This is a genomic window from Streptomyces sp. 1331.2 (assembly GCF_900199205.1).
In the GTDB taxonomy this organism is placed as follows: Bacteria; Actinomycetota; Actinomycetes; order Streptomycetales; family Streptomycetaceae; genus Kitasatospora.
The window spans coordinates 124,943-148,084 of record NZ_OBMJ01000002.1; the positions used below are offsets into that span (position 1 = coordinate 124,943).

At 74.0% G+C, this 23,142-nt stretch carries 23 protein-coding genes and 1 pseudogene; 12 read left to right on the forward strand and 12 right to left on the reverse strand.

Going from position 1 to position 23,142, the window contains the following annotated elements; translation table 11 throughout:
* Positions 1–61: 61 nt before the first annotated feature.
* The 4 genes from CRP52_RS40095 (at position 62) to CRP52_RS33635 (ending at position 4,336) form a co-directional block, all read left to right on the forward strand.
* On the forward strand, positions 62–679 hold the full coding sequence (locus CRP52_RS40095) for a DNA-binding protein (RefSeq protein ID WP_257033181.1): 618 nt from the start codon (positions 62–64) through the stop codon (positions 677–679).
* Positions 680–686: 7 nt separating this feature from the next.
* On the forward strand, positions 687–2,894 hold the full coding sequence (locus CRP52_RS33625) for a hypothetical protein (protein ID WP_097240626.1): 2,208 nt from the start codon (positions 687–689) through the stop codon (positions 2,892–2,894).
* Positions 2,891–3,592 carry a helix-turn-helix domain containing protein gene (locus tag CRP52_RS33630; protein WP_097240627.1) on the forward strand — a complete coding sequence of 234 codons (702 nt, stop codon included), beginning with the start codon at positions 2,891–2,893 and terminating at the stop codon, positions 3,590–3,592. The genes CRP52_RS33625 and CRP52_RS33630 overlap by 4 nt, the downstream gene beginning before the upstream one ends.
* 219 nt (positions 3,593–3,811) lie before the next feature.
* Positions 3,812–4,336, forward strand: coding sequence for a hypothetical protein (locus CRP52_RS33635; RefSeq protein WP_097240628.1), 525 nt, complete (start codon positions 3,812–3,814; stop codon positions 4,334–4,336).
* Here CRP52_RS33635 and CRP52_RS33640 read toward each other — a convergent pair.
* A pseudogene (locus CRP52_RS33640) lies at positions 4,327–4,458 on the reverse strand (MerR family DNA-binding transcriptional regulator); the annotation flags it as partial. The gene CRP52_RS33635 and the pseudogene CRP52_RS33640 sit on opposite strands and share 10 nt — an antisense overlap.
* Positions 4,459–4,700: 242 nt before the next feature.
* On the opposite strand from CRP52_RS33640, the gene CRP52_RS33645 reads away from it, so the two are divergent.
* Positions 4,701–5,669 (forward strand): SDR family NAD(P)-dependent oxidoreductase, encoded by a 969-nt coding sequence (locus CRP52_RS33645; protein WP_097240877.1) that lies wholly within the window; start codon positions 4,701–4,703, stop codon positions 5,667–5,669.
* A gap of 233 nt (positions 5,670–5,902) precedes the next feature.
* Here the strand turns inward: CRP52_RS33645 and CRP52_RS33650 are convergent, their stop codons facing one another.
* Both CRP52_RS33650 and CRP52_RS40100 read right to left on the reverse strand, forming a co-directional pair.
* Complete coding sequence (locus CRP52_RS33650; RefSeq protein WP_097240629.1) at positions 5,903–6,187, reverse strand: hypothetical protein; 285 nt, start codon at positions 6,185–6,187, stop codon at positions 5,903–5,905.
* A 130-nt stretch (positions 6,188–6,317) separates the two neighbouring features.
* Positions 6,318–7,256, reverse strand: coding sequence for a MarR family winged helix-turn-helix transcriptional regulator (locus CRP52_RS40100; RefSeq protein ID WP_257033182.1), 939 nt, complete (start codon positions 7,254–7,256; stop codon positions 6,318–6,320).
* 228 nt (positions 7,257–7,484) lie between these two features.
* Between CRP52_RS40100 and CRP52_RS33665 the strand changes: the two genes are divergently transcribed.
* From CRP52_RS33665 to CRP52_RS33675, 3 genes are all read left to right on the forward strand, one after another.
* Positions 7,485–8,552 carry an MFS transporter gene (locus tag CRP52_RS33665; protein WP_179853109.1) on the forward strand — a complete coding sequence of 356 codons (1,068 nt, stop codon included), beginning with the start codon at positions 7,485–7,487 and terminating at the stop codon, positions 8,550–8,552.
* Positions 8,549–9,010 (forward strand): hypothetical protein, encoded by a 462-nt coding sequence (locus tag CRP52_RS33670; protein ID WP_097240631.1) that lies wholly within the window; start codon positions 8,549–8,551, stop codon positions 9,008–9,010. The genes CRP52_RS33665 and CRP52_RS33670 overlap by 4 nt, the downstream gene beginning before the upstream one ends.
* A gap of 65 nt (positions 9,011–9,075) precedes the next feature.
* On the forward strand, positions 9,076–9,504 hold the full coding sequence (locus CRP52_RS33675) for a hypothetical protein (protein ID WP_097240632.1): 429 nt from the start codon (positions 9,076–9,078) through the stop codon (positions 9,502–9,504).
* Positions 9,505–10,752: 1,248 nt separating this feature from the next.
* Here CRP52_RS33675 and CRP52_RS33680 read toward each other — a convergent pair.
* The gene (locus tag CRP52_RS33680; RefSeq protein WP_097240633.1) at positions 10,753–11,829 is read right to left on the reverse strand and encodes a threonine/serine dehydratase; all 1,077 of its coding nucleotides are present in this window, start codon (positions 11,827–11,829) and stop codon (positions 10,753–10,755) included.
* A 196-nt stretch (positions 11,830–12,025) separates the two neighbouring features.
* Between CRP52_RS33680 and CRP52_RS33685 the strand changes: the two genes are divergently transcribed.
* On the forward strand, positions 12,026–12,703 hold the full coding sequence (locus CRP52_RS33685; protein ID WP_097240634.1) for a TetR/AcrR family transcriptional regulator C-terminal domain-containing protein: 678 nt from the start codon (positions 12,026–12,028) through the stop codon (positions 12,701–12,703).
* Positions 12,704–12,836: 133 nt separating this feature from the next.
* Here the strand turns inward: CRP52_RS33685 and CRP52_RS33690 are convergent, their stop codons facing one another.
* The 3 genes from CRP52_RS33690 to CRP52_RS33700 form a co-directional block, all read right to left on the reverse strand.
* Positions 12,837–14,216, reverse strand: a complete 1,380-nt coding sequence (locus tag CRP52_RS33690; RefSeq protein WP_257033183.1) for an FAD-binding oxidoreductase — start codon at positions 14,214–14,216, stop codon at positions 12,837–12,839.
* Between the two features lie 257 nt (positions 14,217–14,473).
* The gene (locus tag CRP52_RS33695; protein WP_097240636.1) at positions 14,474–14,716 is read right to left on the reverse strand and encodes a hypothetical protein; all 243 of its coding nucleotides are present in this window, start codon (positions 14,714–14,716) and stop codon (positions 14,474–14,476) included.
* A 170-nt stretch (positions 14,717–14,886) separates the two neighbouring features.
* Positions 14,887–15,897 carry a PHP domain-containing protein gene (locus CRP52_RS33700; RefSeq protein WP_097240879.1) on the reverse strand — a complete coding sequence of 337 codons (1,011 nt, stop codon included), beginning with the start codon at positions 15,895–15,897 and terminating at the stop codon, positions 14,887–14,889.
* A 182-nt stretch (positions 15,898–16,079) separates the two neighbouring features.
* Between CRP52_RS33700 and CRP52_RS33705 the strand changes: the two genes are divergently transcribed.
* The gene (locus tag CRP52_RS33705; RefSeq protein WP_097240637.1) at positions 16,080–16,757 is read left to right on the forward strand and encodes an HAD family hydrolase; all 678 of its coding nucleotides are present in this window, start codon (positions 16,080–16,082) and stop codon (positions 16,755–16,757) included.
* Between the two features lie 109 nt (positions 16,758–16,866).
* On the opposite strand, the gene CRP52_RS33710 is transcribed toward CRP52_RS33705, so the two are convergent.
* Positions 16,867–18,207 (reverse strand): NADH-quinone oxidoreductase subunit D, encoded by a 1,341-nt coding sequence (locus CRP52_RS33710; protein WP_097240638.1) that lies wholly within the window; start codon positions 18,205–18,207, stop codon positions 16,867–16,869.
* Positions 18,208–18,433: 226 nt separating this feature from the next.
* On the opposite strand from CRP52_RS33710, the gene CRP52_RS33715 reads away from it, so the two are divergent.
* Together CRP52_RS33715 and CRP52_RS33720 are read left to right on the forward strand one after the other, a co-directional pair.
* Entirely contained in the window at positions 18,434–19,573 is a 1,140-nt protein-coding gene (locus CRP52_RS33715) for an iron-containing redox enzyme family protein (RefSeq protein WP_097240639.1), read from the forward strand.
* Between the two features lie 247 nt (positions 19,574–19,820).
* Positions 19,821–19,976: a CDGSH iron-sulfur domain-containing protein gene (locus CRP52_RS33720; protein ID WP_373560584.1), complete on the forward strand. Its 156-nt coding sequence runs from the start codon at positions 19,821–19,823 to the stop codon at positions 19,974–19,976.
* 110 nt (positions 19,977–20,086) lie between these two features.
* Here the strand turns inward: CRP52_RS33720 and CRP52_RS33725 are convergent, their stop codons facing one another.
* From CRP52_RS33725 to CRP52_RS33740, 4 genes are all read right to left on the reverse strand, one after another.
* The gene (locus tag CRP52_RS33725) at positions 20,087–20,818 is read right to left on the reverse strand and encodes a methyltransferase (protein ID WP_097240641.1); all 732 of its coding nucleotides are present in this window, start codon (positions 20,816–20,818) and stop codon (positions 20,087–20,089) included.
* Positions 20,819–20,823: 5 nt separating this feature from the next.
* Entirely contained in the window at positions 20,824–21,021 is a 198-nt protein-coding gene (locus CRP52_RS33730; RefSeq protein WP_097240642.1) for a hypothetical protein, read from the reverse strand.
* Positions 21,022–21,112: 91 nt separating this feature from the next.
* The gene (locus CRP52_RS33735; protein WP_097240643.1) at positions 21,113–22,000 is read right to left on the reverse strand and encodes a Rieske 2Fe-2S domain-containing protein; all 888 of its coding nucleotides are present in this window, start codon (positions 21,998–22,000) and stop codon (positions 21,113–21,115) included.
* 49 nt (positions 22,001–22,049) lie between these two features.
* Complete coding sequence (locus CRP52_RS33740) at positions 22,050–23,090, reverse strand: YihY/virulence factor BrkB family protein (RefSeq protein ID WP_179853110.1); 1,041 nt, start codon at positions 23,088–23,090, stop codon at positions 22,050–22,052.
* Positions 23,091–23,142 lie beyond the last annotated feature (52 nt).

The following is a 23,142-nucleotide window of genomic DNA, read 5'->3' on the forward strand; positions in this document are numbered from 1 at the left end:
AGGCGTAGAGTCGGGGTCCGTCGCATTTCGAGTTGACTGGAGAGGCGTGGAGACCGTGGGGGTGTTCGTGACGACCGGGCAGGCCGGGGCGGCGCTCGGGTGTTCGATCCCGACGGTGAAGAAGCTGATGGCCACCGGGCTGGTCCCCGGTGTGCGCGACGCGGGCCGGCAGGTGTTCCCGCTGGCCGGACTGCAGGCGCTGCAGGCCCGGCCGGACGCGGACCTCGCCGTCACCGGTGCGGCGGAGCTCGCCGTGCTGCGCGCGGACGCCCCGCAGCGGGTGGACGAGCCGGGCCGGGAGTGGATCGGCTTCGGCACGGCACTCGACCAGGCGCAGCTGCTGGCCTCGCTGTCGGGCTGGTGGCGGTGCGACCCGGCCCGCGTGGCTGCGGGCGGGGCGCTGCCGGTGACGGTGGCCTCCTTCGTCGTCGCCGTGCTGACCGGCCTGACCGGCTGGGAGTCCGACGGCGCCACCGGGACCGCGGCCCGCTACCGCTTCCCGCACGCCAGGCTGGTCGGCTACCTGAACGACCTCACCGCCCCCGCCAACGCCGCCGCCCCGACCGACGCCGAGGACGCCCGCCTGGCCGCCGTCCTGCTCGGCACCCGGCTCCCGTCCGTCTCCGGCGGGCCGATCGCCTACGTCACCGCAGGCCGTCCTGCCGCCGAAGGGGAGTGACCTGCCGATGGACCGCAAGACGTACACCGCCGAACTCGCCGGCCTGCGGGAGCTGCGCGCCGGGATCACCGCCGCCGAGAAGGCCGTCGCCGCCGCGCAGAAGGAACTGGACAAGCTCACCGCGCAGCGCGCCCGCCGGGTGACCGGCCTCGCCGGGTACGAGGGGGCGAAGGCGGACGCGATCGCGAAGGCGGGCGGGCTGTCGGTGGCCGACGTGGTGCGGCTCGCGCCGGTGCTGGACCCGACCCCGGCCTCGGTGCGGGCGGCGGCATCGGCAGCGGCATCGGCAGCGGTTGAGGCCGAGGTCGAGGAGCAGTCTGCGGCTCAGCCGATCGCCCCCGCCGTAAAGGCCGCCGAGCCCCCATCCGAGCCCGCCGCCGACACGTCAGCCGACACGTCAGCCGACACGTCAGCCGAATCCGCAGTCTCGGTCGCTTCGGTCGCTACAGTCGCTCCGGTCGTCGCCGCCGAGCCGTCGCAGCCCCCGTACCCGCCGCCGCACCCGGTGCCCGAAGCCGCCCCGCGCGAGCTGCCCACCGTCCCGGACGGCGCGGCGGGCGCCCGCTTCGAGGCCGTGACGACCGGGCTGGTCTCCAAGCGCCCCAACTTCACCCAACAGGCCCGCGCCACGGTCTTCCTGGACGCCGCGACCGGCGAGCTCGCGGTGCGCGACCGCGTCGTGCGCGTCGACCTCGGCGCCCGTACGCCCGGCGAGATCCTGGACGCCGTCCTCGCCGACGCGCCCGGCACCGAGCGGATCTACCTCACCGCCGGTGCCCCCTGGCACGACGGCGCCGAGCGCTACGCCACCCTCAAGGACGCGGTCGCGGCCTGGCTGAACACCCCGTCAGAGCGCTGGACCACCGCCGTCGGCAGCGGCCGCGACAAGCTGGCCGGGCACTTCGTCCACCAGCGCCAGCCGGTCGGCCGCTACGCCCCGTCGGCTGCGCCCGACAGCGGCGCCACCGAGCTCCGCAGCATCGGCGAGTGGTTCGACCCGGACGGCGCCGACGTCGTCACCTGCCGGGAGGCGTTCCGGCTGCTCTGGCAGGCGCTGCGTCGGCACTGGGACGACGCGGTGCTGATGGGCTCGCCGTCGCAGACCGGCCGCGACCTGTGGTCGCGCACCGTCCCGGTCAAGGGCCGCTTCGCCGGCGGCTACCCGGTGCTGTCCGAGGAGCTGCGCGGCCTGCTGCACGCCACCGGTGGCCAGGGCCGTACCGAGCTGATCCTGCCCCCGCGCGTCCCCGCCGAGCTGCCCGCGCTGGTGGAGTACGACCGCACCTTCGCCTACGCCAAGCACCTGTGGAAGTCCCCGGTTGGCACCCCGCAGCGCATCACCGCGGCCCGCTTCGCCGCGATGACCGAGCAGGAGCAGACCAAGGCCCTGATGTCCTGCTCGCACTGGAACGTGCGGGTCACCGTCCCGTCCGGCTGGAACCACGTCGGCCTGCTGCCCGCCCCCGTCACCGGGGACCGCGCCTGGGTCTACCCCTCCGAGCCCGGTGCCACCTTCACCACCTGGGCGGGCGGCGCCGAGGTCCACCTGGCCCTCGCCAACCACCTGGCGCCGTGGCGGATCGAAGTCCTCGGCGGCCTGGTGTGGGAGGACGGCAAGCCGCTGGACGAGTGGGGCAAGCGACTCAAGGCCGCGTGGGCGGACCTGACCCACCTGTCGACGGCGCACGCCGACGAGCGACAGCGCACCGCCGCCTACCTCGCCTCCCGCGCCGTGCGCGCCGTCCTGCTGTTCGGCCTCGGCGGCTTCGCGCAGCGCCCGCGCCTGGTCTCCGGCACCACGCCCGTCGGCGAGGCGCTGCCGCCGGGCGTGGAGATCCTCGGCCAGGACGCGGCGGTCGTCACCTGGCAGCGGCAGGCGGGCTTCTCCCGCGACCCGTACGCCCACCCCGAATGGGCGGCCTACGTGTGGTCGGGGGCGCGGGCGGCGCTGCTCGACATGAAGTACCGCCAGGGCAGGGAGGTCGTCGGCGTCGCGGGTGCCCTGCACGCCAGGCCCGGCACCGTCGTGTACTTCGGCACGGACGGCATCGCCCTGACCGAGCGCCAGCCGTGGCCCTACCGGGGCGAACCCGGTGACTACCTCCTCAAGGGCCATCTCACCGGCCCCGTCCCGCACCCCACCAGCCAGGAGCAGTACCTGGCGCTGCGCACCCAGGGCCGCGCCGAACTCGCCCGGACGGCAGGTGACCGGTGAGCCCCGCCGACCCGAACAACCCCAACGAGGCCGCCCGCCTGACCCAGCAACTGCTCGACCAGGGCTTCACCAAGCGCCAGGTCGCCGCAATGCTGGGCCGCGACGCCTCACTCGTCTCCCAGTTCTTCACCAAGGGCAAGGGCGCGGCCTTCGTGGACGCGCTGCGCCAGGTCGTCCGGGCGGTGCGCGGCGGCGAGCGCGACACCGAGGCACTAGCCGGGATCGCGGGCGAGAACGTGGTGCGCCGCCGCACCAGGACCGGCCAGAAGGCGCGGGTCCGCGGCAAGGACGTGGTCGGCACGCCCGGCGAGTCGATGGCCGGGCGCGCCGGACGCCAGGCCATCCGCTCCGGCGCCTCCCACCTCGCCCCGGTCGTCCACGCCACCGGCCGGGCCGGCGGCCGCCTCGCCTTCACCGTCCGCATGCGCGCCGACCAGTACGTCTACTCCGCCGGCTCCGACCGCGACTCCGGCGGCCTGCGCCGCGGCTTCGTCCCCCGCGCCGACGGCACCGAGGAACGCACCTACGGCTCCGCCTCCACCGGCGGCTTCGACGCCGCCGAATGGTCCCGCCGCGTCGCCGCCCACCACGGCGACGTCACCGAGGCCATGCGCACCTGGCTCGTGGACACCGGCCGCGCCGTCCCCGAAGCTGACATCCTGTACCTCGAAGTCCGCGCCTGGATCCCGCCCTCCTGACCCCGCCGCCGCGCAGGTGTGTGACCGAGCGCTTCATCACCCCGCCCCCGATCCGCCGGAGATCAGGGACGGGACGCCCCCAGCGGACGTCCGGGGGGCTGAGGGGCGAGTCCCCCGTGCGAGGGAGGTGGTCGGGCCGGCCGGATGATGTCCCTGCTTGCCGGCTGGTGACATCGTCAAGAGGTCGGTCCACCTCACCTCACCTCGACGGAGCCCGTGATGGCCAGCCAGTTCTCGTCGTCCAACGCTCGGATCGTCGCCCCTCGCTGGGCCGTGTGGGCGGCCTGGGCGACCGTGCTCTGCACGGTGCCCTCGTGCGTGTGGCGGCTCCTGCTCGGTTTCGGAGCCGATGTCGGTTTCACCGGCCGGCTCGGTTCGCTGTACACGGGCACGCCGATCATGGTCTACGTGCTGATCCTCTCGGTGGCCTCACAGGCGGCCGCCTGCCTGACGCTGGGCCTGGTGAAGCCTTGGGGCGAGCGGGTCCCGGGCTGGGTGCCGCGGTTGGGCGGCCGCCGCATCCCGCCCTTGGTGGTGGTCATACCGGCCGCCGTGGGTGCCGTCGCGGTGATGGGACTCTGCGCGGCGGTCACCCTGGTGCCGAACGGGCCGCTGGAGCACCCCGACTTCCCGCACGGCACGGCGGGCGTGATCATGGACATCTGCTATGCGCCGCTGCTCGCCTGGGGGCCACTGGTCGCCGTCCTCACGATCGCCTACGCCCGACGCCGCCGGAGCCGGTAGCCGGACGGGCTGCGGTCTGTCGGCGGCACGATCCCGGTGTCGGAGTAGAACCGGACGGTCTTGACCGTCAGCCCGGTCCGCCGGGCCAGATCACCGATCGTGAAGAGCGTGTCGCCGTCCATACCCGCACTCTCACGCCCCTCCCCCTACGGGAGACTCAACCTCAGTCTTCCCGCCGGGTCGCCGATCCCACAGGTCTTGACACCGAGGAGGCGTTCCTCGGGTGGGGTGAGGCGGGACGGTGTCGGAGGTCTGTCGGTGGTGACGGCGATCTGTCAGCGGTCTGTGGGGCGCACGTCGTGTCATGGGCCGGGTCGGCGTAGGAAAGTGCGCCGTGTCCCCCGAGCTGAAGGAGCCGTTCACGATGTCTTCCGTACCGCCGAGGTCTTCCGTACCGCCGAGCCGGCCGTGGGACGTTCACCGGCTGCCGTCCGCCGTCGGCAGGTCCTTCCTGATCACCGGGGGCAATGCCGGGATCGGCTACTTCGTGGCGGAGCAACTCGCCGGGACCGGGGCCCTCGTGGTGCTCGGGAGCCGGGACCGGGAGAAGGCCGCCGCCGCCATGGCCTCGATCCGCTCACGTGTCCCCGGAGCCCGACTGCGCGCCATCCCGCTGGACCTCGCCGACCTGGCGTCCGTGCGGACCGTCGCGGACGGGCTCGGCCTCGACCGCCTCGACGCGGTGGTCCACAACGCCGGTGTCGCGCTCGACGATCCACCGCGGCGCACGACGAAGGACGGTCACGAGCTGATGTTCGGCGTCAACCACCTGGGGCACGTTGCGCTGACCCGAGCGCTGGCACCCGTGCTGTCAGCGGCGCCCGCCGCCCGGATCGTGACGGTGGGCAGCTTCGCGGCACGCTCCGAGCGGCTGGACCCGGACGACCTCCAGTCGGGCCGGGACTACCGCCCCGGACGCGCCTACGGCCGGTCGAAGCTGGCGCAGATGTCCTTCGCCTTCGAGCTCGACCGCCGCCTGCGCGCCGCCGGCAGCACCGTGCTCAGCGTGGTGGCCCACCCCGGCGGCGCCCTCGATTCCCTGACCCCGCCGCGGGCGGGGGTGCACGTGGCAAGCCGTGGCACACGGCTGCGCGGCCTGCCCGCCGGGCTGCTGCTCCAGGGCAAGGACCGCGGGGCCTGGCCGATCGTCCGGGCCGTCCTGGACCCGTACGTGCAGGGAGGGCAGCTGTGGGGCCCCAGGGCCTTCGGCCTGCGCGGCACACCCCGGTTGGAGCCCGCCCGGGCGCACATGACCGATCCTGCCGTCGCGGGACGCCTGTGGGACGCCAGCTGCGACGGAGCCGGCGTCGAGCTCCACCTGGGCCTCCTGTAGCGGTGACACCAGGTCGGGGCCGGGGCCTGACAGGGCCCGACACGGCGGGCGGCGGTGGCGGGCTGAGCAACGACCCGGACGTCCTGCGGAACCTCGTACGGACGCGGAGTCACCGTCACCGATGGTCACCCGCGAGTGCGGGGCAGCCGTCGCCGCCCGCGTCGAGTCGGTCATGGAGTACGAGCGGCGCGGCGTGGTCCCGCGACGCATGGTGAGTCGGTAGGGGAGTTCGATCACCCTCGGTGGGCCGGGATGAGCGGGTGCCCGCATCCCGGGCGCGCACACGGGGCCTTCGGGTGGGGCGGTGTCGGGACGAACGCCTGACACGTGCAGAGGAAGCACCGGTCGTCATCGCCGTCCCCGCCGCCATCACCCTCGCCGATGATGCCGACGGCCGTCAACCGTGCGCGGGCCTGCTCCCGGACCGATCGGAGCTGCTGCGCTACCTGGTCGAGGGCTGCCGCGTTCTCCTCGAAGGCCTTCATCTGGGCGTCCGTCAGGTCGTCCGCACTCGTCATTTCGCTGGGTTCCTCTCCGGTGCCGATGTGCTACTCCGCTATCGGCGATCCGGCGGGGCGGGTGGAGGGGTTGCGCGGGTTCTTCATCCTGACGGACCGAAACCTGGCCCGGGTGCAGGTGCCCCGGGCGTCAGGCGTTGTCGAGGGTTGTGCTGATCTTGGCGGCCATGGCGGTCATGGCGGGGCTCCCGCCGTGGCGGGTCTTGAGCGCGGCCTCGACGGCGGTCCGGATGACGGAGCGGAAGTTGTCGGCCTCGCCGGGGTCGAGGTCCCGGAGGAGGGCGAGGGAGGCCGCGAGGGCGGGGAAGACCTGGTCGGCCAGGTCGGCGGTCGACTTCCCGCCGAGCTTCATGCCCTTGGGCTTCTCGGCGAGCACGCGGCCGACCAGTCCGGTGGCGGCGGACAGCGCCTTGCCGCCGGCCATGCCGGCCCTGGCGGAGGAGAACGCCCCGGGGTCGGCGCCCGCCATCAGGGCGACGACGCCGTGGGCGGCGGTCTGCAGGGTCAGCTTCTCGCCGCGGCCGAGGGCCGTTCCGGCTTCGAAGGTCGCCCCGGTTCCGGGGGTGGTGGGGCGCGACGTGGTCATACGGGCGGTCGCCTCGCGCTGGAGGACGGCGGCGGAGCCCAGGAAGTCGACGATGGCGGCCAGTTCGGTGTCGCTGTAGCGCTCGCAGAGCGCGTCCAGGGCACCCGTCCACTGCGTGAAGTGCGGTGCCAGGGCCTCGCTGGGGGCTTCCGCGGCCTCGATGAGGACGCTCCGGCCGTCCAGCGGGTTCGGCACCCGGCGGGCGAAGCCCTTGCGCTGGAGCCGGTCGACCAGCCCGGTGACCGAGGCCGGGGCCAGCCCCGAGTGCTCGCCCAACTCGCGTGCGGTCAAGGGGCCGTGGCGCAGGAGCAGGTCGATGGCCTTCTCCTCGGTGGCGCTCAGGCCGTTCAGCTGCGCGAGCGCCGCGTGGAACATGACGGCGGCCGTGCTGAGCTCCCGTCCGGCCGTGTGCAGCCGGGCCATCAGCTCCTCGCGCGAGGGCTGATCGGAGGGCTGGTCGGTGGGCTTGCCGGCGCGGGTCATGGCCTCAGGTTAGCAAACTGTTTCGCTACACCGAAGCAGTTGCTATGCTTCTTTCGTCCGAACGAAATAGTTCGCGGCGTAGCCATGGTCATGCCATGCCACTCGCGCCATACGGCCACGCCATGCGATTTCCCGCCGCCGGGGCCCTTCGGCAGTCGCGATCCCCAGAGCCCCGACTCGGCCCGTCACCGTCGTTCACCCTCACGCATCGAAGAGGACCCAAGACCCATGCCCGAGCACCGCACGCCCGTACCCGCAGTACCCCCCGAGCCCGCCGCGCCCGCCGGAAACCCCGTCCACCGCCGCCGCGCCCTCGCGATGGTCGTCCTGATCGTCGCGTCCTTCATGGACCTGCTGGACACCACCATCGTCAACGTCGGCCTCCCCGCCATCCAGAAGGACATCCACGCGACCCCCGGCCACCTCGAATGGGTCGTCGGCGGCTACACCCTCGCCTTCGCGGTCGTCCTGATCACCGGCGGACGCCTGGGCGACATCGTCGGCCGCAGGACCGTGTTCCTCACCGGCGTGGCCGGTTTCACCCTCGCCTCGCTCGGCGCGTCCCTCGCCCACAACGGCGACACCCTGGTGGCCGCCCGCGTCGTCCAGGGCGCCTTCGCCGCCCTCATGGTCCCCCAGGTCCTGGCCTCCGTGCAGGCCCTCTACAAGCCCAGGGAACGCGCCGCGGTTCTCGGCATCATCGGCGCCGTCTCCGGCCTGGCCGCCGTCGCCGGCCCACTGCTCGGTGGCTGGCTCGTCTCCGTCGACGCCTTCTCCATCGGCTGGCGCAGCATCTTCGTCATCAACCTCCCGATCGGCCTCGCCCTGCTCGCCGCCGCCTGGCGCCTCGTACCCGACACCCGCTCCGCCCACCCGCTGCGCCTGGACATCCCCGGCCTGCTGCTCGCCTCCGCCGGCCTGTTCCTGCTCGTCTTCCCGCTGGTCGAGGGCCGTGAGGCGGGCTGGCCCGGCTGGATCGGGGCGATGCTCGCGGCCTCCCCGCTCGTCCTCGCCGCCTTCGTGGTCAACCAGCGGCGCCGCATGCGCCGGGACGGCTCGCCGCTGGCGCCGATGCACCTGTTCGCCGACCGCGGCTTCACCTCCGGCAGCATCGTCCAACTCTGCTTCTCCGGCGCCATGGCCGGGTTCTTCCTGATCCTCGCCCTCTACCTGCAGATCGGCCTGCACTTCTCCGCCATCGCCTCCGGGCTGACGCTGCTGCCCTTCACCGCAGGCGCCTTCCTCGGCTCCGCCGCCTCCGTGCCGCTGGCCCCAGGGCGGGCAAGCCACTGGTGATCGCCGGTGCGCTGATGCAGACCGGCGGCATCCTCTGGGCCCGTCACGTCATCGACGCCCAGGGCGCGGGCCTGTCCGGCTGGGACCTGCTCTGGCCGCTCGCGCTGGCCGGCCTCGGCCTCGGCTTCCTCGTCGTGCCGCTCGTGGACCTGGCCCTGGCCACCGTGGACGTCCGCGACGCCGGTGCCGCCTCCGGCGTCTACAGCACCTTCCAGCAGTTCGGCGCAGCGCTCGGCGTCGCGGTCACCGGCGTCGTGTTCTTCGGCCGGACCCACGACGGCTACGACCCGTCGGTGATGAAGACCGCCCTGCTCGTGGGCGCCCTGGTCTGCGCCGCCGGCTACCTGCTGGCCGCCGGCGCGGGCCTGTTCCTGCCCGCCAGCCGCCTGGCCCAGCACGAGATCCCGCAGGAGGAGGACGAGGAGACGGCCGCCGCCGTACAGCCCGCCGCCCACTGACCGGACCCGCCCACTGACCGGACCCGCCCACCAACGCCCCAGCCACGCACAGGAAGCAGACCACCATGTCCAAGCAGACCACCACCGGCATCCCGACCCTGACCGCCGATGACAAGCTGACCCTGCAGACCGCCGCCCACGGCGTCGCCGTCCTGATGGCCGCCTCCGACCCCGGCGCCATCTCCTCCACCAAGGCCGGTATGGCCGCCGGCAAGGCGCTCACCGCCGCGACCGGCCTGGTCGGCCGCGTCCTCGCGGAGAAGCCCAAGGGCCTGAAGTTCAACGGGAAGTCGACCGCCGACATCGCCGACCAGGTCTTCGACGCCATCCTCCGCTCCCTCGTCCTGCTCGCCGCCGAAGCCCCCGAGGAGACCGACAACTTCCGCGCCACCCTCACCACCGCCGTCCACGCCGCCCAACAGGCCCGCCCCGGCGCCAACCCCGCCCAGGCCGCCATGGCCGACAAGATCACCGACCTCCTCGACCGCCCCTGACCGCCCTCTGCCCTCCGTTGGTCAGCTGTCCTGCCCTGACCTCCCAGACCGTGCGGCCGGGGGAGCCGACCGTCGGCCCGCTACCCCGGCTGCACGGTGGCACAACGCCAGCAGCGAGTCGGGCAGCCGGCCGAACTGGCGGGCGGCGGCGCACGGATCCGTCCCGGACCCGGCGGCCGTGTCGGGCGCGGGCCCCGGCACAGGCCGGGGGTCGGGCGCAGTCCGCTCCTGTCGCGGTGCCGCGCTCGGTCCGGGCGTCCGGCCCCCTGGCCGGGCGTTTCCCGGCCGGACACGGTACCCGGCTGGTTCGTCTGCCGACGTGGTCGGCTGCGCTGTGGGTTCGAGCTCCGCCGTCGGGCCGGAAACGCTGGCGGCCGGGGGCAGTTCACGCGGCGCCGCGACCGTCGGGCTCGGGGTCGACGGCGCGGTGGGTGCAGGGTCGGGGGCGACCGGCCGACCATCCGCCGCAGGTCGTTGCGCTGCAGCGAGGCGCGTCGGCGGACTGCTGGACGTCGCCGCGGAGAACAGCGCCGCCACGAGGACGCTCGCGATGACGGCCCTGCGCCCCGAAACGCCCGTCCAGAGCAGCCAGTCGGATCGGCTCCGGACGGTCGAGGCTGCCCGCTGCCGACAGGCCGCCGCATTGCGCGAGGCCGTCCACCGCTCCGCAGCGGCGCCCCGGCTAGCCCACCCGGCCGCGGCCGCCGTGTAGATGTCGGCCGCCTGTACGAAGTCGCCGCCGAGGGCGGCGACGTGTGCGTGCACCTCCTGCGCCCGCAGTGCCTCCGGGTGCAGGTCACCGCGTGCGGCTGCGATCCGCTGGTGCAGTTCGGCAGCGAGCCGGCCGGCCAGGGCGAACTCTCCCGCCGCTACCGCGGAACGGATCCGCGAGATCCGGGGCGCGTAGGCCTCGGGCACCCTCTCGGCGGCGCCGCGGCCTCCAGGACGTGGCCCGGGAAGCGGCGGACGGACGGCCGATGCGCTGTCGGCAACGGCCTGTGGCGACGTGTCAGTCATGGCGCCCCCTCCTGATGATCACCGCACGATGACACCGAGGACAGGACACCAGCTCGGGGCGGAGAGCTCCGGCAATGCGAGAGGCGGTCAGCCCATCGGGTGATTCCGCGCGGACGTTCACGTTGCCTCGGGGCCGTCACACCAGGGGACCTTGTCGCCCGCGTGCTGAACACACAGCGACGGGGGCAGCCGAACGGTTCGTCCGCTCGGCTGCCCCCGTCGGGCAACCCGTCAGCTCGTCGCCAGGTCGGAGGGGTCGGTGTTGGCTCCGCAGAGGACCACGCAGACCTTCTCGCCACTCGCCGGCCGGTAGCTGCGGCTGAGCGCGTCCGGCCGGCTCGGTAGGTCCGGCCGGCTCGGCAGATCGAGGGTCGGCAGGTCCCGGTTCGGCGTGTGCTGATCCGGACTGGTCAGGGCCGCCAGGGCGGTGGCGGCACCGTGCTCGACGGCGACCCGGCGGTGGTCCCACAGGGCCTGCCGGGCGCGGGCGATCTCGGCGTCCGCCACCAGCACGGAGCGCACGCCGCCCTGTCGGGCGGCGTGCAGGGCCATGGTGGAGGTGCGGCGGGCGCCCAGGGAGTCGGCGGCGATCGAGTCCACGGAGACGTCGACCGGGCGGCCGGCCTCGATCGCGGCGTTCAGCGCCCGGCAGTTCTCCGGCTCCACCGCCACCGTGCGGATGCCGTGGTGCCGGGCGGCGGTGGCGACACCGGCGAACAGGCCGCCGCCGCCGACCGCGACGACCACGGTGTCCAGGCCGGGGATCCGGGCGTGGATCTCCTCCAGCAGGGTGCCGGCCCCTGCGGCGATCAGCGGGTTGTCGTAGGCGTGCGAGGCGAGCGCGCCGGTGGCGGCGGCGAACTCCTCGCACGCGGCCAGCGCTTCGGCGTACTCGGAGCCGACCAGGCGGACATCGGCGCCGTAGCTGCGCAGCTTGGCCACCTTCACCGCCGGAGCGGTCTCGGGCAGGAAGACGGTGGCGCGCACGCCCTGCTGCTGGGCGGCCCAGGCGCACGCCAGCCCGGCGTTGCCGCCCGACGCGATGGTCACCCCGGCGTCGGGCAGGGTGCTCGCGTCGCGGTGGGCCTGGATGAAGTTCTGCGCGCCGCGGGCCTTGAAGGAGCCGGTGTGCTGCATGAACTCCATGGCCAGCCACACCTCGCACGGCTCGACCTCGCGGTCGTCGAGGGGGTCGCGGCGGGCGGTGCGGATCGCGCCCGGATCGACCCGGGACAGGGCGACGGGGCGGACGCGTCCGGCGATGCGGTCGGTGGCGGCCTTGATGTCGCCGTACGTGAGCTGGTGCACGTCGTTGCTCCTGCGATGAGAGGTTCACGACCGGGCGATGAGCCGGCCGGTGGTGGTCAGGCCGAGGAAGAACGCCAAGAGCGGGCCGGGTGGACAGCGGGTCGAGTGCCGTGGTGCGGGGCGTGCCGCCTCCGTGCGCCTCCGTGAGGAGTCAGGGACCTACCCTGGCGATACGGTGTACCGTACGCTGGCTCGCATGCCCGGGCAATCCACTTCCGTGAACCGCGCGACTCCCGAACGGATCGCCGAGCAAGCCCTGTTGATCGTGGATCGGGACGGGCACGCGGCGCTCAGTTTCCGCACCCTGGCCGCCGCGCTGGACATCTCCGTCGCCTCCCTCCAGCGCCGCTGCACCGATCTGGCCGGACTGCTCGACCTGGTCACCGACCACCTCGCCGCCCAGCTGCCGGAGATCGAGCCCGGCACCGACTGGGCCGCGGCGACCGAGCGGCGGTTCACCGCGCTGTACGAGCTGCTGACGGCCCATCCGGGCCTGGTCGCCCTGCGCGGCGGCCGACCCTGGCTCGGCCCGCACCTGCTCAAGCGCCTGGTGGAGCCGCAGCTCGCCGAGTCGATCGCGGCCGGCATGAGCCCACAGGAGGCGGTCGTCACCTACCGGCGGCTCTACCTGCTGACCCTGGGCAGCGCGAGCTTCGTCGACCATCGCGACCCCAAGGCCGCCCAGGCCGCCACCCGCCGGGCCCTGGCCGCCCTCGACCCGGACGAGTTCCCGGCGCTGACCGGGCACCTGGCCCAGGTCCTGCGTGCGGTGGTCGACCACGAGGTCTACTTCGGCGCCCTCCGCCAACTGATCGGCGCCGCCGACCCGGCGCGGGCAGTCACCGCTGCCGGACAGGCGGCCGAGGGGAGGTAGGCGCATCGGGTGGCGGCAACTCCGGCGACGGCGCGGTCAGGTGGGAACCGGCGGACAGCAGGAGCAGCCCGCCGGGCTCGCTGCCCCACTACAGCGGCCTCCTGATAGCGCGGGGGTACGAACCGATGACCGGTCAGGTGCTCGGCGGGATGTTCTGGTTGACACGGAAGAAGTTCTCCGGGTCGTAGCGGTCCTTGAGCGCGGTGAGCCGCTCGAACATGGGCCTGCCGTACGCCTCGACGACCCGCTCCTGTCCCTCCTGGCCGAGGAAGTTGACGTACACCCCGCCCGCCGAGAAGGGCCGCATCGCACTCCAGAACTCCCGGGTCCAGGCGATGTGCGGCGCGGAATCGCCGTGCTCCCAGCGGCTGTTGATGTTGAGGAGGTACGGCGCCGCCCGGTGCGTGTACGCGGTGTCCGCCGGCCCGGTCCGGGCAATCGCGCCGCCGAGGAAGGCCAGCTTGATGTCGGAGTGCGGCGAGCTGATCGCCGCGAAGTGCTCGGCGATGGTCGACGCCGCCGCTTCGTCCAGCACGGCCAGGTACTCGGCCTTCCAGTAGTTGGGCACGCCCGGGCCCCAGCCGGGGTCGAGCATCTGCTGCCACTGCACGTACGGCCTCATGCTCACGGTGTCCGCCACTGCGCCCGGCAGTGCTCGCAGCGGCGCCACGACGGCCAGCCCCCGGTTCGGGTCCCCGGCCCAGCACATGCCGACCCGGGCCACCGGCTTGCCCCGCACCGCCTCGGGCAGGAACGGCGCGGACGGCGCCGGGAGGAGGGTGCAGGCCAGCATCAGCTGGTCCGGCGCTTCCAGCATGTGGTCGCGGACCGCGAGGAGCGTCTCGGTCAACCGCTCCGCCGGGACGAACACCGCTCCGCAGAGCACCTGCGGGCCGACCTTGTGCAGCCGGTAGCTGAAGCTGGTGACGATGCCGAAGTTGCCGCCGGCCCCGCGCAGGCCCCAGAGCAGATCCGGATGCTCGGCATCGTCCGCAGTCAGCAGCCGCCCGTCGGCCGTGACGACGTCGGCCTCCAGCAGATTGTCGCAGGCCAGGCCGAGCGCGCGGCTGAGCCAGCCGAAGCCGCCGCCGAGGGTGAACCCGGCGATGCCGGTGGATGACATCAGGCCGCCGGGGGTCGCCAGGCCGAACGCCTGGGTCTCGTGGTCGAAGCCGGCCCAGGTGACGCCTGGCTGGGCGCGGGCGATCCGCCGCTCACGGTCGACCCGGACGCCCGTCAGCTGCGACAGGTCGATCACCATGCCGCCGTCGCAGACCGCCAGCCCGGCGATGTTGTGGCCGCCGCCGCGGACCGCGACCAGCAGGCCGTGTTCCCGGGCCACGGCGACGGCACGCAGCACGTCGGCGGTCCCGGTACAGCGGGCGATCACGGCCGGATGCCGGTCGATCGCACCGTTCCACACGGCCCGGGCCTCGTCGTACGCCAGATCACCGGGCACGATCACCTGCCCCCGGAACCCCTCCCCGAGCGCCGCTGCCGCATTGCCAGCCATGCGTCCCAGCATCGGCCGCCCACCCCGCCCGGGCGCGGGGAGCTCACCCATCCGGGGGCGCCGCGCAGACGCCCGGCACAACTGTTCGCTGTGTTTCGGTTCGGGGCGACCCGGCAACGCGAGAGGCGGCCGAGGGAGGTGAGGCGTCGTGCGCATGCCTGCGGCGTGGTGAACAGCCCGGCGTGCATGCCGGCCGCCGACGGCGCCCCCGTCTCCGGTGGAGACAGGGGCACCGGCAGCTGGCGGAGAAGAGGTGACTACAGGCCGAGCCGCTTGCGGATGGCGTCCATCCCATCGGCCATGGCGACGAATTCCGCGATCGTGTACCGGACGCCGAGGATGTCGGGGTTCTGGCTGTCGCCTTGGTAGACGCCGACCAGCTGGCCGTTCGCGTCGTTGATCGGCGCGAACGTGGCGCAGGAGCCGTTCGTCTGGCTGAGGGGCGACTTGAAGCGCTCGTCGATGGAGGGGGTCACGTCGTACAGCTCTTGCTTTTCCATACTCACAGTTCCTTGATTGCGGCGCTGATCAGATCCACGGAGGCAGCGGGGCTCAGCGCGTTTCCTTCCAGGCGGTCGCTGCCGGCACCCTGGTCCCGGTCCAGGCCACCGCTGTCCGATCTCCACCGCGGACCCCGACAGTGAGTGGGTGGTGGGGCGTTGCCGGGGCGTCAGGTGTCGGGGCGGGATGTCCAGGCGAGGAGGCGGGGGTAGGGCCAGGTGGTGATCAGGCGGGCGGGGGTGAGGGCGAGGTGGGCGGCGCGGGCGTAGCCGGAGGTGTACCAGTGGAGTTGGTCGGGGGCGTGGGCGTCGGTGTCGACGGCGAAGAGGCAGCCCGCGTCGGCGGCCAGGCGTAGCAGGTCGTCGGGTGGATCGCGGCGTTCGGGGCGGCAGTTGATCTCCACGGCCGTGCCGGACTCGGCGCAGGCGGTGAAGACGGCCTCGGCGTCGAAGCGGGAGGGTGGTCTGCCGCGTCCGGTGACGATCCGGCCGGTGCAGTGGCCGAGGACGTCGGTGCGCGGGTTGCGGACCGCGGCCAGCAGCCGGGCGGTCATCGGTTCCGGGTCGGCGCGCAGTTTGGAGTGGACGGAGGCCACGACGAGGTCGAGTCGGGCGAGCAACTCCGGGTCCTGGTCGAGGGAGCCGTCCTCCAGGATGTCGCACTCGATTCCGGTGAGCAGCCGGAACGGGCCGTGCTCGGCGGCGGCCCCGTTCCAGGCCGCGACGACGTCGAGTTGGCGCCGCAGCCGTTCGGGGCTGAGGCCGTGGGCGATGGTCAGCCGGGGGGAGTGGTCGGTGAGCACGGCCCACTGATGGCCGAGTGTGCGGGCGGCCCGGGCCATGGCCTCGATCGGGTGGCCGCCGTCGGACCAGTCGGAGTGCAGGTGGCAGTCGCCCTGGGCGGCGGCCGCGAGCTGCCAGGCGTCCGCCGCGGCCGGACCGGCCTCGGCCAGGAGGCGGGCGAGGTACGAGGGTGTCGTGCCGGCCGAGGCCTGTGCGATCACCTCGGAGGTGACCGGCCCGACGCCCGGCAGCTGCCGCGCCCGGGCGGCGTCCACCGGGCCGGGCGGCAGGTCGGCGACGGCGTCGGCGGCCGTGTGGAAGGCCCGGACGCGGTAGGGGGAGGCGCCGTTCCACTCCAGGAGGAAGGCGATCCGCCGCAGTGCCCGCGCAGGGGCCATGGCCGCGGCGGCTTCGGGCGCGGGGGTCTGCATGGCGGGCGTCTTGCCGTGCTGCGGGCGTCGAAACGCCGTCCGGTAGGACTCGTAGGTCGGGCCGGGGGCCGGGGGCGGCGGGCGCGGAGCCACGTGTGGACGTGGCCGGACCGGGCAGGCGCGGCGTGGGGCCGACCGAAGGAGGACCTGTGACCACGACCACGGCGGCGCTCTTCGACGTCGACGGCACCCTGCTCGACACGACCTACTTCCACGCCCTCGCCTGGTGGGAGGCGCTGCGGCAGTACGACCGCACGGTACCGGCGGCCCGGGTCCACCGGGCGATCGGGATGGGCGCCGACCAACTGTTCGACCACCTGCTCGGCCGCGACCGCGACCGGGACGACGACGAGGCGATCGCCGCCGCCCACGACGCGCTCTACGCCGCCTACTGGCCGGTCATCGCGCCGCTGCCCGGCGCCGCCGACCTCCTGCGCGCCTGCGCCGCCCGAGGCCGGCGGATCGTCCTCGCCAGCTCCGCGTCGGAACGGGAACTGACCGCGCTGCGCCGCGTGCTGGACGCCGACGACGTGATCGACGCCGCCACCACCGCCGACGACGTGTCCGCCACCAAGCCCGCGCCGGACCTCGTCCGCGCCGCCCTGGACCGGGCGGACACGGCCCCGGCGGACAGCGTGTTCGTCGGGGACACGGTCTGGGACGTCGTGGCCGCAGGCCGCGCGGGGGTTCCCTGCGTCGCCGTGGAGAGCGGCGGCTTCTCCGCGCAGGAACTCCTCGCCGCGGGCGCCGCCGAGGTCCACCGCGACACGGCCGGCGTGCTGGCCGACCTCGACCGCAGCCTGCTCGCGCAGCGCCCTGCCGCCTGACGGCCGTTCCTCGCCGACGTACGGGCGGAGGCGGACCCCGTACTGCCGCCGGGGGACGCGGAGCCCGTACCGCCACCGCACAAGGACCAGCCGCCGACCAGCCGGGCTCTCAGCGGTCGACGCCGCCCATCACCGGGTCGATGCTCGCCACCGCGACGATGACGTCCGCGACCTGTCCGCCCTCGCACATCGCGGCCACCGCCTGCAGGTTGGTGAAGCTCGGGTCGCGGAAGTGCACCCGGTACGGCCGCGTGCCGCCGTCGGAGACGACGTGCACGCCCAGCTCGCCCCTGGCGGACTCGACCGCGACGTAGGCCTGCCCCGGCGGGACGCGGAAGCCCTCCGTCACCAGCTTGAAGTGGTGGATCAGCGCCTCCATGGACTCGCCCATGATCTTGCGGATGTGGTCCAGCGAGTTGCCCAACCCGTCCGGGCCGACGGCCAGTTGGGCGGGCCAGGCGATCTTCTTGTCCGCCACCATGACCGGGCCCGGGCGCAGCCGGTCCAGGCACTGCTCGACGATCCGCAGGGACTGCTTCATCTCCTCCAGGCGGATCAGGAAGCGGCCGTAGGAGTCGGCGCTGTCGGCGATCGCGACCTCGAAGTCGTAGTCCTCGTACCCGCAGTACGGGTCGGTCTTGCGCAGGTCGTGCGGCAGGCCGGTGGCGCGCAGGATCGGGCCGGTGGCGCCGAGGGCCAGGCAGCCGGGCAGGTCCAGGAAGCCGACGTCGACCAGCCGGGCCCTGAAGGCCGGGTTTTTGGTGGCCAGCTTGTCGTACTCGTGCATCCGCGAGCGCAGCAGCTTCACGCCCTCGTGGATCTGGTCCACCGCACCCGGGGGCAGGTCCTGCGCCAGGCCGCCCGGCCGGACGTAGCCGTGGTTCATGCGCAGGCCCGTCACCAGCTCGAAGATGTCGAGGATGACCTCGCGGTCCCGGAAGCCGTAGACCATCAGCGTGGTGGAGCCGATCTCCATCCCGCCGGCTGCCAGCGCCACCAGGTGCGAGGAGATCCGGTTGAGCTCCATCAGCAGCACCCGGATCACGCTCGCCCGCTCCGGGACGTCATCGGTGATGCCGAGCAGCTTCTCGACCGCCAGGCAGTAGGCGGTCTCGTTGAACAGCGGGGCCAGGTAGTCCATCCGGGTCACGAAGGTCGTGCCCTGGACCCAGTTGCGGAACTCCATGTTCTTCTCGATGCCGGTGTGCAGGTAGCCGATGCCGCAGCGGGCCTCCTTCACCGTCTCGCCGTCGATCTCCAGGACCAGGCGCAGCACGCCATGGGTGGACGGGTGCTGGGGGCCCATGTTGACGATGATCCGCTCGTCGTCCGCCCGTTCTCGTCGTTGCACCGCATCGGCGACCTCGTCCCAGTCGCCGCCGGTGACGGTGTAGACGCGGCCTTCGGTCGTGTCCCGCGCTTCTGCCGACTCGTGCTCGATGCCGCTCATCAGCCGTAAGACCTCCGCCCGGGCGCCGGTCGCGTCCGTCCTTCGATCCTGCCTCCCCGGCGCGGGACGGGGCCACCGGTGGACCGCCGGCCTCCGCCACCCGGAGCCGGCCGACATCGCGTACCGCTGTTTCCCACCCGCGCCTCAGGGCACACGCCCACACGGGCAGGTCCCGCGCAGCGGTGGTCCTGGCCCGGGGCGTCGCCCTGACAACGGAGGAGGCTCGATGACCATCGCCGTCGGCGGGACACCGGCCGACAGCCGCTCGGCTGCCGGACGAGGGGCAGGCGTGACCGCGCCGTCCCGTACGGCCGCGGAGCCGGTTTCCCGCAGTGCGGCGCCGGCCCTGCCCGGCCCGCGCGGACCGGTCAGCGCCGGACTCCTCGCCGCCCTGCGTGCCGCTGCGGACCCGGCCGCGACGTTCGCGCCCGTCGCTCTGAGCGACCCGGGTGACCCGGGCGACCCGGGCGACCCGTGGGGCGAGGACCTCCAACTGGCCCTCTACACCTGTTACGAGCTGCACTACCAGGGTTTCGCCGACGTCGACCCCGACTGGGAGTGGCACCCCTGGCAGCTGGCCCTGCGGTCCGCGCTGGAGCAGGCGTTCCTTGCCGCCGTACGGGCGGCGACCGGCGAACCGCCACCGCTGGCCCGGGCCCTGGCCGGCCTGCTGGCCGACGACACGGGCGGCACCGGCCCCTCCCACCACCTGCTCGACCACGGGGAGCGCTGGCAGGCGCGCGAATACGTGGCGCACCGCTCGCTCTACCACCTCAAGGAAGCGGACCCGCAGATGTGGGTGGTGCCCCGCCTGCCGAACCCGGCCAAGGCCGCGCTGGTCACCGTGCAGTACGACGAGTACGGCGCAGGCCGCCCCGAACGGGCCCACGCGCAGTTGTTCGCCGAGATGATGGCGGACCTCGACCTGGATCCGAGCTACGGGCACTACCTCGACGCCGTCCCCGCGCCCGCGCTGGCGGTGGTCAACCTGATGTCGCTGTTCGGCCTGCACCGCTCCCTGCGCGGCGCGCTGATCGGCCAGTTCGCCACGGTGGAGATCACCTCTCCGCCCGGCGCCGCGCGGCTGGCGGCGGCGCTGGAGCGCCTGGGCGCATCGCCGGCGGGCACCCTGTTCTACCGCGAGCACGTGGTGGCCGACGCCGTCCACGAGCAGCTCGTCCGCCGCACCGTGATCACGCCCCTGGTCGAGGACGACCCCTCGCTCGGCCCCGACATCGCCTTCGGCATCGCCGCCACCACTGCCGTGGAGGCACGGTTCGGCGCCCACGTGGTCGGCTGCTGGCGCGACGGCCGAAGCTCACTCCGCACCCCCCTGACCGCGCTCGCGCCGCAGGCGAAGTCCTGAGGCTCACGGAAGAGTCCTGAGGCTCACGGAGGAGTCCTGAGGCTCAAGGATCAGTCCTGAAGCTCAAGGATCACAGCAGACGAACCGGGCAGGTGACACAGCATGCTTTTCCTCCACCCACTTCCGGACCTCGGTACCGGCAGCGTGGCCGCCCCCGGCGAGCGGGCGGAGACCGTGGCGGTGGTGCGCGGTGTCCGGCCGTGACGAGGGCCCGGTCACGCGGTTGCGGCTGACCGGGAGCGGCCCGGTGCTCGTCGACGGCCCTGTGGAGATCGTGCTCCCCGACGGCCGGAGCGTGCGGGCCGACCGCCCGGTGGTAGCGCTGTGTACGTGCCGCCGCAGTCGCCGCTACCCGTTCTGCGACACCAGTCACCGCAACAGGAAGGGCGCAGCAGACGACTGAGCGGGCAGCCTCGACGCGCCCTGACGAGGCAGAGCCGACCGGCGACTGACCAGCACGCACCGTCGTCCCCTCACGCACCGTCGTCCCCTACCACCCGGGTCGCCGCCCGGTCAGCGTTCGCGGACACCGCGCACCACCACCAGCTCCTCCTCGCGTTCGCCCGGCCCGATCAGTCCGCGCCGCTCGAACAGGGCGGCCCGCGCGCTCATCACCGGCCCGAAGGGCTGCCGCCGCCGGGCCGCCACCTCCGTGCGCAGCCCGGCCGCGCGCAGCTGCGCGAGGGTGGCGGGGACGTCCGCGAGCGAGGACTGCACGAGGAGCAGCACGCCGTGGGCGGCGAGCAGGTCAGGGGCCGTCCGGCAGATCCGGTCCAGCACGAGCCGCCCGTCCGGTCCGGCGTCCCAGGCGAGGGCGGCGCCGTGGGCGGCGGTGCGCCGGCCGTTTCTGCGCCCGCGTGTGCGTCCCGCGGCTCCCGCGGCTCCCGCGGCACCTGCGGCACCTGCGGCTCCCGCGGTGGGATCGACGGGGACGTACGGGGGATTGGCGGTGATCAGGTCGAACCGGCGGCCCACCACCGGATCCGCCAGGTCGCCCCGGCGCAGCCGGATCCGGCTACCGTGCAGCCGGCTGTTCAGCCAGGCGGTGGCGACGGCTCGGGCGGACAGGTCCACTGCCGTGACCTGCGCACCCGCCTGCGCGGCCACGAGCGCGACGGCGCCCGTCCCCGTGCACAGGTCGAGCACCCGCCCGGAGGCGTCCAGGCGCTCGCGGCGCACGCAGGAGGCCAGCAGCCGGGTGTCCCCCTGCGGTCGGTAGACCCCGGGGGGTCGGAGCAGCAACATGGCGATCAGTTTCCCGGGAGGTGCTGCACCGGGTCGTGGAGGGTCAGCGCGGTGACGTGCCGGGCGTAGACGTGCCCGGCGGGGACGGCCGCCACCCGGATCCCGGTGCGGTACCCCATCCCGGTGCGCTGCTGGACCGCGGTGCGGTACCGGTGCTCCGGTGCGGCGGCGCGGGGCGGGAGCTCGGGGACGACGGCGGTCATGGTTCCTCCGTGGGGGTGCTCCCGGGCGGCTGCCCCGGGCCCCTGGGACGAAACGCGGCCGGCCCGGCGCTGCGGGGCAGCAGGGTGGTGGTCAGCCCGCGCCGGGCAGGCGGACCTCCAGGTGGTCCGAGAGCACGCGGGTCTCCAGCACCGGCTGGGGCGCGGTGGCGGGCCCGTGCACCACCTGGCCGTCACGCAGCCGGAACTCGCTGCCGTGCCACGGGCAGCGCAGGCAGCCGTCGGCGACGGTGCCCTCGGAGAGCGGCCCGGACAGGTGGGCGCAGCGTTCGGCCAGTACGTGGCACTGCTCGCCGTCGCGGACGACGACCACGGGCAGCTCACCGGCCGTCCGTCGGACGGGCTTCCCGGGCGGGAAGTCCTCCAGCGCGCCGAGGCCGACCCAGTCGGCCGGGGCCAGCCGGTGGACGGCGGCGGCCCGGTCCGGCCCGGCGGCCAGCCGGTAGGCGAGGTGGCCGCCGAGGGCGGCACCGGCGGAGACGGCGGTCAGGCCGGCCAGGCCGAGCAGTCGGCCCCGGGCGTGGCGGCCGCGGCAGCGGGCCAGCAGGGACCCGGCGTACAGCAGCACCCCGGCGGTGTTGGAGAGCGCGTGCACCAGGCCGGTGCGGCGGCGCGGCGGATCGAGCCGGGCCCAGTCCACCCAGCCCGCCAGCGCGGCCGGGCCGGCGGCCAGCAGGCCCGCCGCCACCAGGGCGTCGGCCGACCTGCGGCCGCCGGGGGTGAAGTCCAGCAGGCCGGCCGACGTCCAGCAGCCGAGCGGCAGCTGGACCAGCGCCGGGTGGAGCGGATGGCCGAGCCAGACGCCGTGCAGCGCGTCGCGGTACGGGCCGAGCGGGAGGGCTTCCACCGCGTCGGCGAGCGGCCCGGCCGGGGTGTCGAGGACGTCCCAGTGCTCCGGCGCCTCCAGGGCGTGGCGCAGCCGGCGGGACCAGGGGCGGGTGTGCAGGGGTGAGGTGTTCATACCGAGCGGCTAGCCGGGCGGCGGCCGGTCAAACCCGGGCACGGGATCCTCACGGGCGGTCGGTGTCCGAGGGACGGTCGTCGGTCTGCGCCTCGCCGGGCTCTTCCTCCCCGCCGTGCGCCTCGTCGTCCTGCTCCTCGTCCTGGAACGACACGTCCACGTGCTGCTCGGGCCGACGTTCCTCCTGACGGGCGACGGAGGACAGGACGGCTTCGTCGGCGGCCGTGAGCGGCGGCTGCAGCAGGCTGCGCGGCCACAGGCGTCGGGCGAGCACGACGTTGGTCTCGGCCGCGTAGACGGTGATCTGCGCGGTGAGGTAGAGCCAGAAGAGCAGGCCGATGACGGTCGCGAAGAAGCCGTAGACCTGGCTCGCGTGGCGCAGCTCGTGGGTGACCAGGAGCGAGCCGCCGGCCTGGAGGGCGGTGAACAGCGGTCCGGCGAGCGCGCAGCCCGGCCACAGCGAGCGGGTGCGGATCTCGCGCGGGGTGAGCACCCGGAAGCAGGCCAGGCACAGGGCGGTGTTCACCAGTGCCGAGACGGCCAGGCCCCCGATCCGGGCGGGCACCCCGCCCAGGGCGGTGGCGACCAGGGCGGCGGCCGCCGTGCCCAGCAGCAGCCCGGAGCCCAGGACGGCGAACAGCAGCAGGCTGCGCGCCAGCCGCGGCCAGTAGCCGGGCCGCTGGACCCCGGGCACGTTCCAGACCTCGGCCATCGCGTGCTGCAGGACCTGGGCGATGCCGAGCGCGCCGTACAGCATCCCGAGCGCGCCGATGAGCAGGGCCAGGCCGCTGCCCTGCAGGGAGTGGACGTTCTGGCGCAGTTGGTCGCCGATGATCGGGAAGTCGGCGAGCGCGGAGTCCAGCACCGAGCGCTGGGCGCCGGGATGGCCGTGCAGGACGAACCCGAGGACGGTGCTGAGCAGGAGCAGCAGCGGGATCAGCGCGACGAAGCCGTAGTAGGTGATCAGCGCGGCCAGCAGCCCGCCCCGGTCGTCCCCGTACTTGCGCACCACACCGACCACCACGGCGGATGGCCGGTGGCGCTGCTGGAAGCCGTCCACACCCCGCAGGGCCTGCTCGATCGGGTTCACACGGCGCGTCTGCCCGACCGTGCCGTCCCGACACCCACTGCCCGGAGCGTTC

Bases quoted from the DNA above. Each gene is read 5' to 3' on its own strand.
- CRP52_RS33690 (WP_257033183.1), bottom strand. From the start codon at position 14,216: ATGGCTGGCAATGCGGCAGCGGCGCTCGGGGAGGGGTTCCGGGGGCAG.
- CRP52_RS33635 (WP_097240628.1), top strand. From the start codon at position 3,812: ATGGCCAGCCAGTTCTCGTCGTCCAACGCTCGGATCGTCGCCCCTCGC.
- CRP52_RS33685 (WP_097240634.1), top strand. From the start codon at position 12,026: ATGCCCGGGCAATCCACTTCCGTGAACCGCGCGACTCCCGAACGGATC.
- CRP52_RS33715 (WP_097240639.1), top strand. From the start codon at position 18,434: ATGACCATCGCCGTCGGCGGGACACCGGCCGACAGCCGCTCGGCTGCC.
- CRP52_RS40100 (WP_257033182.1), bottom strand. From the start codon at position 7,256: ATGACCCGCGCCGGCAAGCCCACCGACCAGCCCTCCGATCAGCCCTCG.
- CRP52_RS33625 (WP_097240626.1), top strand. From the start codon at position 687: ATGGACCGCAAGACGTACACCGCCGAACTCGCCGGCCTGCGGGAGCTG.
- CRP52_RS33725 (WP_097240641.1), bottom strand. From the start codon at position 20,818: ATGTTGCTGCTCCGACCCCCCGGGGTCTACCGACCGCAGGGGGACACC.
- CRP52_RS33700 (WP_097240879.1), bottom strand. From the start codon at position 15,897: ATGGCCCCTGCGCGGGCACTGCGGCGGATCGCCTTCCTCCTGGAGTGG.
- CRP52_RS33710 (WP_097240638.1), bottom strand. From the start codon at position 18,207: ATGAGCGGCATCGAGCACGAGTCGGCAGAAGCGCGGGACACGACCGAA.
- CRP52_RS33730 (WP_097240642.1), bottom strand. From the start codon at position 21,021: ATGACCGCCGTCGTCCCCGAGCTCCCGCCCCGCGCCGCCGCACCGGAG.
- CRP52_RS33665 (WP_179853109.1), top strand. From the start codon at position 7,485: ATGCCCGAGCACCGCACGCCCGTACCCGCAGTACCCCCCGAGCCCGCC.
- CRP52_RS33695 (WP_097240636.1), bottom strand. From the start codon at position 14,716: ATGGAAAAGCAAGAGCTGTACGACGTGACCCCCTCCATCGACGAGCGC.
- CRP52_RS33675 (WP_097240632.1), top strand. From the start codon at position 9,076: ATGTCCAAGCAGACCACCACCGGCATCCCGACCCTGACCGCCGATGAC.
- CRP52_RS33650 (WP_097240629.1), bottom strand. From the start codon at position 6,187: ATGACGAGTGCGGACGACCTGACGGACGCCCAGATGAAGGCCTTCGAG.
- CRP52_RS33645 (WP_097240877.1), top strand. From the start codon at position 4,701: ATGTCTTCCGTACCGCCGAGGTCTTCCGTACCGCCGAGCCGGCCGTGG.
- CRP52_RS33735 (WP_097240643.1), bottom strand. From the start codon at position 22,000: ATGAACACCTCACCCCTGCACACCCGCCCCTGGTCCCGCCGGCTGCGC.